Consider the following 8,546-nt stretch of genomic DNA (forward strand, 5'->3'; position numbering starts at 1 on the left):
TCCACGGCCATTTCACGCATGTCCGGGTCGCTGTCCTTGAGCAGCGCCTGGGCGCCTTCGAGGTCGGCCTGCACTTTCATCAGGCTTTTATAGGTGGCCACAATCGGCTCAACTTCGGCGTATTCCTTGGAATAGGCGCGGAACTTGGTCTGATCGGAGATGACCTCGCCATCGCCGAGCAAGGCGGTCAGTTCTTCGAAACGGTCCTGGAGCACGTCCAGTTTATTGAGCAGTGACGCTTTCATTGCGGTTTTTTATCCGAAGAGCTATCTGACGCGCCCTCACCGAGGGCAAAGAGTTCCTGGGCCATGGCCAGCGCATCGAGGCGGCCTTCGGCGGTAAGCTTTTTCAACTGAACGCTGGGGGCGTGGAGCAATTTGTTGGTCAGGCCACGTGCCAATTGCATCAGCACTTCTTCGGCGCTGCTGCCGTTGGCCAGCAAGCGCTGGGCCTTGATCAATTCTTCATCGCGCAGGCGTTCACCCTGCTGACGATACGCCTTAAGCACGTCGACCGCCGCCAGCTCACGCAGGCGCACCATAAAGTCTTCGGCGCCGGTGCTGACCATTTCCTCGGCGGCCTGGGCTGCGCCCTGGCGACTCTTGAGGTTTTCGGCGACCACTTCGTGCAGATCATCGACGCTATAGAGGTAAACGTCGTCCAACTCGCCGACTTCAGGCTCGATATCACGGGGAACAGCGATATCCACCATGAAGATCGGTTTGTGCTTGCGCAGCTTCAGCGCGCTCTCGACCGCGCCTTTGCCCAGGATCGGCAACTGGCTGGCGGTGGAGCTGATGACGATATCGCTGCGCACCAGCTCGGCCGGGATGTCCGAGAGCAACACCGCGTGGGCGCCAAACTGCTCGGCCAGGATGCTCGCGCGCTCCAGGGTGCGGTTGGCGACCACGATACGCTTGACGCCCAGGTCATGCAGGTGGCGAGCGACCAAGGTGATGGTTTCACCGGCGCCGATCAACAGCGCCTGGCTGCGCTGCAAGTCACTGAAAATCTGTTTGGCCAGGCTGACGGCGGCGAACGCGACGGACACCGGGTTTTCACCGATGGCGGTGTCGGTGCGCACCTGCTTGGCCGAATTGAACGTAGCCTGGAACAAACGGCCAAGCAACGGGCCGACGGTGCCAGCCTCGCGGGCCACGGCGTAGGCGGATTTCATCTGGCCGAGGATCTGCGGCTCGCCCAACACCAGCGAGTCGAGCCCTGCGGCGACGCGCATCATGTGACGAACTGCCGCATCCTCTTCGTGCACATATGCACTGGCGCGCAGGTCCTCGAGATCCAAATGGTGATAATCGGCCAGCCAGCGCAGCACCACATCCGCTGAGAGATGTTCCTGCTCTATATAAAGCTCGCTGCGATTGCAGGTCGAAAGGATCGCAGCTTCGCGGCTGTCGGTGAGCCGGCAGAGCTGCTGCAAGGCCTCAACCAACTGCTCTGGCGTAAACGCCACGCGCTCGCGCACGTCTACGGTTGCAGTCTTGTGGTTAATACCGAGTGCGAGGAAGGCCATTCAATATCGCTGATGATGTCGGGAAGCCGACAATTGTCCTACTTCGAAAGATCCAGAACAACCACCGTCGTCTATTGTCCTAGTAGCTTGTGCCTATAAAGGCGCCCACTGAGACTCGGTTATGTTTGGCCGAAGGCTTGTGTCATGATGATCCGACCGCAGGTTAGTCGTCCTCTTCCTATATGAATAGATCTTCCGCGTTGCTCCTTGCTTTTGTCTTCCTCAGCGGCTGCCAGGCCTTGGCACCCGTGTCGCCGGACGGTACGCCGCCGGTCGAAGACAGCGCCCCAGCCCCTGAAAAGCCCAAGGTTTACTCCTCGTTCAATGAAGAAACGATCTACAGCCTGCTGACCGCGGAACTCGCCGGCCAGCGCAATCGTTTCGATATTGCCCTGGATAACTATGTGACCCAGGCCATCAACACCCAGGACCCGGGCATTTCGGAGCGTGCGTTTCGCATCGCCGAATACCTGGGCGCTGACCAGGCCGCGCTGGATACTTCGCTGATCTGGGCGAAAAACGCTCCGCAAGACCTGGAAGCGCAACGTGCGGCGGCCGTGCAACTGGCACGCGCCGGGCGCTATGACGACTCCATGGTGTATATGGAGAAAGTCCTGCAGGGCAAGGGCGACACGCATTTCGACTTCCTCGCGCTGTCGGCTGCCGACACTGACCAGGACACGCGCAATGGCTTGATGAAGAGTTTTGACCGCCTGCTGCAAAAGCATCCGAAGAACAGCCAGCTGATTTTCGGCAAAGCCTTGCTGCTGCAGCAGGATGATGAAGCCGATGCAGCCCTCAAGCTGCTGGAGCAGAACCCGCCGGAAGACGGCGAGATCGCCCCGATTCTGCTGCGCGCACGCTTGCTGCAGAACCTTAATCGCGGCAAGGAAGCGATTCCACTGCTGGAAAAAAGCATCAAGAAATACCCGGGCGACAAGCGCTTGCTGCTGACCTATGCGCGAATGCTGGTGGAGCAAGACCGCATGGAAGACGCCAAAGTGCAGTTCGCCAACCTGGTCCAGCAATACCCCGACGACGACGAGCTGCGTTACTCCCTGGCACTGGTCTGCCTGGAAGCCAAGGCCTGGGACGAGGCCAAGGGTTATCTGGAGGAGCTGATCGAGCGCGAAAGCCATGTGGATTCGGCGCACCTGAACCTCGGCCGCATCGCGGAAGAACGCAACGACCCGCAGGCTGCGCTGCTTGAGTACGCCCAGGTCGGCCCCGGCAACGATTACCTGCCGGCCCAGCTGCGTCAGGCCGATATCCTGATGAGCAACGGCCGCACCGACGAAGCGGAAAAACGCCTGGCGGCGGCACGTGATGCCGAACCGGACTATGCGATCCAGCTGTACCTGATCCAGGCCGAAACACTGTCGGCCAACAAGCAGGGCGAACGCGCCTGGAAATTGCTGCAACAAGCCTTGCTGCAATACCCCGACGATTTGAACCTGCTGTACACCCGCGCCATGCAGGCGGAAAAACGCAATGACCTGGCGCAGATGGAAAAAGACCTGCGCCTGATCATCAAGCGCGACCCGGACAATGCCATGGCGCTCAATGCCCTGGGCTACACCCTGTCGGACCGCACCACGCGTTACGCCGAAGCCAAGGTGCTGATCGAACAAGCCCACAAGCTCAACCCGGAAGACCCGGCCGTGCTCGACAGCCTGGGTTGGGTGAATTACCGCCTGGGCAATCTGGACGAAGCCGAACGCCTGCTGCGCCAGGCACTCGAACGTTTCCCTGACCAAGAGGTGGCAGCCCACCTGGGTGAAGTGCTGTGGGCCAATGGCAAACAGCGCGAAGCGCGACAAATCTGGGAAAAATTCCTCAAGGAACAACCCGAAAGCCCCATCCTGCGCGGCACCATCAAGCGCCTGACCGGATCCGAGACCCTTTAAGCTTATGTTTTTGCGCCACGTTATTGTTTTCAGTTTCATCGCCCTGCTCGCCGGTTGCGCGGGCATCGGCAGTCGTGAATCCGTTGAAGGCCAGGGCAACCCGGCGCAATGGAAACAGCACAAAGAGCAGCTCAGCAGCATCGACGGCTGGCAGATCGACGGCAAGGTCGGGGTTCGCGCGCCGAAAGATTCCGGCAGCGGCACGTTGTTCTGGCTGCAGCGCCAGGACTATTACGATATCCGTTTGTCCGGGCCACTTGGCCGCGGTGCTGCGCGCCTGACCGGCCGGCCAGGGCAAGTGAGCCTGGAAGTGGCCAATCAAGGCCGCTATGAGGCAGCCACGCCGGAAGAACTGCTGGAACAACAGATTGGCTGGAAGCTCCCCGTTTCGCACCTTGTGTGGTGGGTACGCGGCCTGCCTGCGCCGGACAGCAAAAGCAGGCTGAGCCTCAACGGCGACAGCCGCCTGGCCACGCTTGAGCAGGATGGCTGGCAGGTTGAATACCTCAGCTACGTGCAACAGGGCGCCTACTGGCTGCCCGAGCGCATCAAACTGCATGGCACCGACCTTGACGTCACGCTGGTGATCAAGGAATGGCAACCGCGCAAGCTGGGGCAATAACGTGACCGCCACCACCTTGACACTGCCCTCCCCGGCCAAACTCAATTTGATGCTGCACATTCTGGGTCGCCGTGAAGACGGCTACCACGAGTTGCAGACGCTGTTTCAGTTTCTCGATTACGGCGATGAACTCACCTTCGCCGTGCGCGACGATGGCGTGATCCAGCTGCACACCGAATTCGAAGGCGTGCCCCACGACAGCAATCTGATCGTCAGGGCCGCGAAAAAACTTCAGGCGCAATCCGGTTGCTCACTCGGCATCGACATCTGGATCGATAAAATTTTGCCCATGGGCGGCGGCATCGGTGGCGGCAGCTCAAATGCCGCGACCACGCTGCTCGGTTTGAATCACTTGTGGCAACTGGGCTGGGACCACGATCGCCTGGCCACGCTGGGCCTGACACTGGGCGCCGACGTGCCGGTTTTCGTGCGTGGGCACGCGGCTTTTGCCGAAGGCGTCGGGGAGAAACTCACCCCGGAATACCCCGAAGAGCCTTGGTATGTCGTGCTTGTTCCGCAAGTATCTGTAAGTACAGCAGAAATTTTTTCAGATCCACTGTTGACACGTAACTCTCCTCCCATTAAAGTGCGCCCCGTTCCCAAGGGAAACAGTCGAAATGACTGCTTACCGGTTGTAGCAAGGCGTTATCCAGAGGTACGTAACGCTTTGAATTTGTTAGGTAAATTTACCGAAGCAAAATTAACCGGAACTGGAAGTTGTGTGTTTGGGGGCTTCCCAAGCAAAGCTGAAGCTGATAAAGTCTCGGCCCTTCTTACAGAGACCCTTACAGGGTTTGTAGCAAAGGGAAGCAACGTTTCGATGTTGCATCGCAAGCTGCAAAGTCTGCTCTAAAAGGAACCGAGTACTGGGTACTCGTTGCAACAGATACAGGGGCGTCGCCAAGCGGTAAGGCAGCAGGTTTTGATCCTGCCATGCGTTGGTTCGAATCCAGCCGCCCCTGCCATTTTCTAATACTCATCCAGGTTACCCTCAGCCTCTAGGTACTGCGCGTGTCCAAGATGATGGTCTTTACGGGGAACGCCAACCCCGATCTGGCTCGACGTGTCGTACGTCAGCTGCATATCCCTCTCGGTGACATCTCTGTCGGTAAATTCTCCGACGGCGAAATTACAGCCGAGATCAATGAAAACGTCCGCGGTAAAGATGTTTTCATTATTCAGCCGACTTGCGCTCCGACCAACGATAACCTGATGGAACTCGTCGTGATGGCTGATGCCTTCCGCCGCTCCTCAGCGACTCGAATCACAGCTGTAATCCCTTACTTTGGTTATGCCCGTCAGGATCGCCGTCCGCGTTCCGCACGTGTGGCTATCAGCGCGAAAGTCGTTGCTGACATGCTGACCGTGGTAGGCATCGACCGTGTTCTCACGGTTGACCTGCACGCTGACCAAATCCAGGGGTTCTTCGATATTCCGGTAGATAACATCTACGGCTCCCCAGTATTGGTGGATGACATTGAAGACCAGCGCTTTGAAAACCTGATGATCGTGTCCCCGGACATTGGTGGCGTCGTGCGTGCACGGGCTGTTGCCAAATCCCTGGGCGTGGACCTCGGGATCATCGACAAACGCCGTGAGAAAGCCAATCACTCTGAAGTGATGCATATCATCGGTGATGTCGAAGGGCGTACCTGTATTCTGGTTGATGACATGGTCGACACCGCCGGCACCCTGTGCCACGCGGCGAAAGCCTTGAAAGAGCACGGTGCAGCAAAAGTCTTCGCCTACTGCACACACCCTGTGCTGTCGGGCCGAGCGATCGAGAACATCGAGAACTCCATGCTGGACGAACTGGTGGTGACTAACACCATCCCGTTGTCCGCAGCAGCTCAAGCCTGTTCGCGTATCCGTCAACTGGATATCGCACCGGTAGTTGCCGAAGCGGTTCGCCGCATCAGCAACGAAGAATCGATCAGCGCGATGTTCCGATAAGGGTCAAACCTTACGAAACATCCCACTGACGAAAAGCGCCCCGCCCCAGCATTCTGTTGGGGCGGGGCTTTTTTGCCCATATCGCCTTTAGCGCTGGTCGCAAACGCTGGGGCGAATGTGGTTATTTTGGAGATACAACATGAACGATTTTACTCTGAATGCTGAAGCGCGTTCCGACCTGGGGAAAGGTGCGAGCCGCCGCCTGCGTCGTCTCGCAAGCCTGGTTCCAGCTGTAGTTTACGGTGGCGACAAAGCCCCTGAATCCATCAGCATGCTGGCCAAAGAAATCGCCAAACTGCTCGAAAACGATGCGGCCTACAGCCACATCATCGAGCTGAATGTTGGTGGCAAGAAGCAGAACGTCATCATCAAGGCCCTGCAACGTCACCCAGCCAAAGGCCACGTGCTGCACGCTGACTTCGTACGCGTAGTAGCCGGTCAGAAACTGACCGCTATCGTGCCTGTGCACTTTGTTGGTGAAGAAGCTCCGGTCAAGAAAGGCGGCGAAGTTTCGCACGTTGTTGCCGAGATCGAAGTGACCTGCCTGCCGAAAGACCTGCCTGAGTTCATCGAAGTCGACCTGTCGGCTCTGGAAATCGGCGACATCGTTCACCTGTCCGACCTCAAAGCCCCTAAAGGCGTTGAGTTTGTTGCACTGGCTCACGGTGATGACAAAGCTGTTGCAAACGTTCACGCTCCACGCGTTGCACCAGAAGCTGAAGAAGGCGCTGCAGAGTAATTCACTCTGTAATGTCGGAGCTTGAGGAAACATCGCGGACCGGAACGTAGCGAGAAAGCGGGCGATAACGCGGCGTTTACTCTTGAGTAAATGATCTTTTGTTGACCGCTTTCGCCGCACACAGGTTGCGGCGATGTTATCCACAACTCCAAAGGAAGGGCCCCTGTCGTGACTGCCATTAAACTGATCGTTGGCCTGGGAAATCCAGGCGCCGAATACGAACAGACCCGGCATAACGCGGGGGCCCTTTTTGTTGAGCGTATCGCCCACGCACAAGGTGTGAACCTTGTGGCCGATCGCAAATATTTTGGCCTGACCGGGCGCTTCTCGCACCAGGGTCAGGATGTTCGTCTGCTGATTCCTACCACCTACATGAACCGCAGCGGCCAGGCTGTCGCGGCGCTTGCGGGCTTCTTCCGGATCAAACCCGAAGAAATCCTGGTGGCCCATGACGAACTGGACCTGCCACCCGGCGTTGCCAAACTCAAGTTAGGCGGCGGGCATGGCGGCCACAATGGCCTGCGCGACATCATTGCGCAGTTGGGTAATCAGAATAATTTTTACCGTCTGCGGCTCGGCATTGGCCACCCAGGCGTTGCCAGTATGGTTTCAAATTTCGTCCTGGGTCGTGCGCCACGCGCCGAACAGGAAAAACTCGATGCCAGCATCGACTTTGCCCTCGGCGTGCTGCCGGATATCTTCGCCGGTGAATGGAACCGCGCGATGAAAAACCTGCACAGCCAGAAGGCCTGACTCTTACCGAGGGGAAACACCATGGGATTCAATTGCGGCATCGTCGGCCTGCCCAACGTCGGCAAATCCACCCTGTTCAACGCCCTGACCAAGTCCGGTATTGCGGCGGAGAACTTCCCCTTCTGCACCATCGAACCCAACAGCGGTATCGTGCCGATGCCAGACCCGCGCCTGGACGCGTTGGCGGCGATCGTCAATCCCAAGCGTATCCTGCCGACCACCATGGAGTTCGTCGACATCGCGGGCCTGGTAGCCGGCGCGTCGAAAGGTGAAGGCCTGGGCAACAAGTTTTTGGCCAACATCCGTGAAACCGATGCCATCGCCCACGTGGTCCGCTGCTTTGAAGACGAGAACGTGATTCACGTCTCCAACAGCGTTGACCCGAAACGCGACATCGAGATCATCGACCTGGAACTGATCTTCGCCGACCTCGACAGCTGCGAAAAGCAACTGCAGAAAGTCGCGCGTAACGCCAAGGGCGGTGACAAGGACGCAGTGGTTCAGAAAGGCCTGCTGGAACAACTGATCGCACACTTCACCGAAGGCAAGCCGGCACGCAGCCTGATGAAGAACATGGGTGTCGACAAGAAAGCCGTGATCAAAGGCTTCCACCTGCTGACCACCAAGCCTGTGATGTACATCGCCAACGTTGCCGAAGACGGCTTCGAGAACAACCCTTTGCTGGATGTGGTCAAGGCCATCGCCGACGAAGAAGGCGCTATCGTGGTGCCGGTGTGCAACAAGATCGAAGCGGAAATCGCCGAGCTCGATGACGGCGAAGAAAAAGACATGTTCCTCGAGGCCCTGGGCCTGGAAGAGCCTGGCCTGAACCGCGTGATCCGCGCCGGCTACGAAATGCTCAACCTGCAGACCTACTTCACCGCCGGTGTTGAAGAAGTCCGCGCCTGGACCGTCAAGGTCGGTGCCACTGCACCACAGGCCGCCGGCGTGATCCACACCGACTTCGAAAAAGGCTTTATTCGCGCCGAAGTCATCGCCTACAACGACTTCATCCAGTACAAGGGTGAAGCCGGCACCGAG

Annotated in this window: 9 protein-coding genes and 1 tRNA gene; 8 read left to right on the plus strand and 2 right to left on the minus strand. The window is 58.2% G+C overall.

All coding sequences use genetic code 11. The annotated features are described in order from the left end of the window. Positions 1 to 245: PCRF domain-containing protein (locus FEM54_RS17315; RefSeq protein ID WP_138452109.1), on the minus strand; the 245-nt coding region annotated here is incomplete at its 3' end. Beyond that, the gene (gene hemA, locus FEM54_RS17320; protein WP_017137638.1) at positions 242 to 1,531 is read right to left on the minus strand and encodes a glutamyl-tRNA reductase; all 1,290 of its coding nucleotides are present in this window, start codon (positions 1,529 to 1,531) and stop codon (positions 242 to 244) included. The genes hemA and FEM54_RS17315, both read right to left, overlap by 4 nt. A 182-nt stretch (positions 1,532 to 1,713) precedes the next feature. Between hemA and FEM54_RS17325 the strand changes: the two genes are divergently transcribed. The 8 genes from FEM54_RS17325 to ychF all read left to right on the plus strand — a co-directional run. Continuing rightward, positions 1,714 to 3,438: a tetratricopeptide repeat protein gene (locus FEM54_RS17325; protein WP_017137639.1), complete on the plus strand. Its 1,725-nt coding sequence runs from the start codon at positions 1,714 to 1,716 to the stop codon at positions 3,436 to 3,438. A gap of 4 nt (positions 3,439 to 3,442) precedes the next feature. After that, positions 3,443 to 4,060, plus strand: coding sequence for a lipoprotein insertase outer membrane protein LolB (gene lolB, locus FEM54_RS17330; protein WP_017137640.1), 618 nt, complete (start codon positions 3,443 to 3,445; stop codon positions 4,058 to 4,060). A 49-nt stretch (positions 4,061 to 4,109) separates the two neighbouring features. Further along, positions 4,110 to 4,913, plus strand: coding sequence for a 4-(cytidine 5'-diphospho)-2-C-methyl-D-erythritol kinase (ispE, locus tag FEM54_RS17335; RefSeq protein WP_178110933.1), 804 nt, complete (start codon positions 4,110 to 4,112; stop codon positions 4,911 to 4,913). 37 nt (positions 4,914 to 4,950) lie between these two features. Beyond that, a tRNA-Gln gene (locus tag FEM54_RS17340) sits at positions 4,951 to 5,025 on the plus strand. A 46-nt stretch (positions 5,026 to 5,071) separates the two neighbouring features. Then, complete coding sequence (locus tag FEM54_RS17345) at positions 5,072 to 6,013, plus strand: ribose-phosphate pyrophosphokinase (RefSeq protein WP_003208392.1); 942 nt, start codon at positions 5,072 to 5,074, stop codon at positions 6,011 to 6,013. Positions 6,014 to 6,152: 139 nt separating this feature from the next. Beyond that, positions 6,153 to 6,752 (plus strand): 50S ribosomal protein L25/general stress protein Ctc, encoded by a 600-nt coding sequence (locus FEM54_RS17350; protein ID WP_017137642.1) that lies wholly within the window; start codon positions 6,153 to 6,155, stop codon positions 6,750 to 6,752. 168 nt (positions 6,753 to 6,920) lie between these two features. Next, positions 6,921 to 7,505 (plus strand): aminoacyl-tRNA hydrolase, encoded by a 585-nt coding sequence (gene pth / locus FEM54_RS17355; RefSeq protein WP_010213318.1) that lies wholly within the window; start codon positions 6,921 to 6,923, stop codon positions 7,503 to 7,505. Between the two features lie 21 nt (positions 7,506 to 7,526). Beyond that, positions 7,527 to 8,546, plus strand: a 1,020-nt coding sequence (gene ychF / locus FEM54_RS17360; RefSeq protein WP_138452111.1) for a redox-regulated ATPase YchF, incomplete at its 3' end; no start/stop codon positions are given.

This window comes from Pseudomonas edaphica (genome assembly GCF_005863185.1).
GTDB lineage: Bacteria > Pseudomonadota > Gammaproteobacteria > Pseudomonadales > Pseudomonadaceae > Aquipseudomonas > Aquipseudomonas edaphica.

Coding starts and splice junctions, on each gene's coding strand:
- hemA (WP_017137638.1), bottom strand. CDS start 1,531: ATGGCCTTCCTCGCACTCGGTATTAACCACAAGACTGCAACCGTAGAC.
- FEM54_RS17325 (WP_017137639.1), top strand. CDS start 1,714: ATGAATAGATCTTCCGCGTTGCTCCTTGCTTTTGTCTTCCTCAGCGGC.
- lolB (WP_017137640.1), top strand. CDS start 3,443: ATGTTTTTGCGCCACGTTATTGTTTTCAGTTTCATCGCCCTGCTCGCC.
- ispE (WP_178110933.1), top strand. CDS start 4,110: ATGCTGCACATTCTGGGTCGCCGTGAAGACGGCTACCACGAGTTGCAG.
- FEM54_RS17350 (WP_017137642.1), top strand. CDS start 6,153: ATGAACGATTTTACTCTGAATGCTGAAGCGCGTTCCGACCTGGGGAAA.